General features: G+C 64.4%; 1 protein-coding gene. It reads left to right on the top strand.

Annotated elements, in window-relative coordinates:
* Positions 1 to 207 precede the first annotated feature (207 nt).
* Positions 208 to 1143: a siderophore ABC transporter substrate-binding protein gene (locus AAEX57_RS07485; protein WP_342091720.1), complete on the top strand. Its 936-nt coding sequence runs from the start codon at positions 208 to 210 to the stop codon at positions 1141 to 1143.
* The last annotated feature ends 118 nt before the right edge of the window (positions 1144 to 1261 follow it).

The raw sequence follows: 1261 nt of genomic DNA, 5'->3' as shown, positions 1-1261 counted from the left end.
AAAGGGGGAAAAGCCTTTCGTGGTGGGGGGGGTGGGGGGGGAAGGGGGGGGGGGTTTTCTTCCCCCCCCCCCCCCCTGCGCCATTCAGTGATTTCGGCAGGTTCTTGTGTCTTAAACAATGGGCCGGCGTGACAATTCGTCACGCCATGTGTAAGGCTGTCCTTAGTTAGGTAACCCTTAGCCGCACTCAACTCGCAAGGACAAGCCATGTTGCGCCGCATCTTCGCCCTGCTCGCCTGTGTATTGACCCTCGGCCTGGTGGCCTGCGGGTCCACCACGTCGGCTGCCCCGGCCGCCGGCGGTGAGAAGGTCACCATCAAGCACAAGCAGGGCAGCACCGAGGTGCCTCGCAATCCGGGCAAGGTGGTCGTGCTGGACTACGCGACGCTGGACTCGATGAAGGCCCTGGGCCTGTCGGACAAGGTGGTTGGCGTGCCGGCCAAGACGCTGCCGGACTTCCTGAGCGAGTTCAAGAAGGCCGAGAACATCGGCACCATGCAGGAGCCCGACATCGAGAAGGTGGCCGCCCTCAAGCCGGAGCTGATCATCATCGCCGGCCGCACGGCGGAGAAGTACGAGGAACTGACCAAAGTTGCCCCCACCGTGAACCTGGCCGTCGACGCCACCAAGTACCTCGACTCGATGAAGGAGCAGGCCAAGAATCTCGGCACCATCTTCGACAAGCAGAGCCAGGTGGACGAGAAGCTGACCGCTGTCGACAAGGCCATCGAGGAGACCAAGGCCGCGGCCGCCAAGGGATCCGCCGCGTCGCTGACCATCCTGACCAGCGGTGGCAAGATGTCGGCCTTTGGTCCCGGCAGCCGCTTCGGCTTCATCCACGACGTCTACGGCCTGAAGCCCGCCGCGGCCGACCTGAAGGTGGACAACCACGGCCAGGCCGTCAGCAATGAGTTCATCGGCACCACCAATCCCGACGTGCTCTATGTGATCGACCGAGATGCCACCATCGGCAAGCAGGGTGAGAGTGCGGCCAAGCTGCTGGACAATGCCCTGGTCAACAAGACCAATGCCGCCAAGAACGGCAAGATCGTCTACCTGAACGGCGCCCGCTGGTACCTGCTGGGTTCCGGTCTGGACAACACCGTCGAGATGGCCAAGGAGATCAAGGCCGGCCTGGCATGAGCCTGACCCTCCATCGGCGTCCCGACGGTGCCAGCACGGCGCCCGCCGCGGTCACCCCCGCGGCGGGGGGGGTGGCGAACGCACGCAACCACACCCCCAGAAAGAAGGGGGGGACGAC

The organism is Luteococcus sp. H91, assembly GCF_038433135.1.
GTDB lineage: Bacteria > Actinomycetota > Actinomycetes > Propionibacteriales > Propionibacteriaceae > Luteococcus.
The sequence above is the reverse complement of the archived record's forward strand: the minus strand, read 5'-3'. Positions and strand labels throughout refer to the sequence as shown.

Coding starts and splice junctions, on each gene's coding strand:
- AAEX57_RS07485 (WP_342091720.1), top strand. CDS start 208: ATGTTGCGCCGCATCTTCGCCCTGCTCGCCTGTGTATTGACCCTCGGC.